Origin of the sequence: Ruminococcus sp. MCC718, assembly GCF_018783905.1 — a bacterium.
GTDB lineage: Bacteria > Bacillota > Clostridia > Lachnospirales > Lachnospiraceae > Hominisplanchenecus > Hominisplanchenecus faecis.
The window spans coordinates 1-298 of record NZ_WQNP01000154.1; the positions used below are offsets into that span (position 1 = coordinate 1).

Genomic DNA, 298 nt, shown 5'->3' on the forward strand with positions numbered 1-298 from the left:
GGAAGAAAGCTATACCAGCCAGTGCAGCCCGTTATCACCAGAAGTATCAAAAAGATATGCAGAAGCATCAAACCGAAAAGTGCGGGGTATGTATATAACTGACGGAGAAAGATACAATGCAGATGCAGTAGGCGCATTTAATATCCTGCGAAAATATCTTTCCGTATCCGGAAAGCATAAGAAACTGTCCGTAGCCGGACTAAAAAATCCAGAAATAGTAAAAGTAGCTGCATAGCCGAAAGGCAAGCAGTATTGGTGTCATGGACGCACCCTGAAAAAAGACGGTATCCCGCCAGAT

Annotated in this window: 1 pseudogene; it reads left to right on the forward strand. The window is 44.0% G+C overall.

Features of this window, described 5'->3' with window-relative positions:
• Window positions 1–235 (forward strand): annotated as a pseudogene (locus GPK60_RS12725) (RNA-guided endonuclease TnpB family protein); the annotation flags it as partial.
• Window positions 236–298 lie beyond the last annotated feature (63 nt).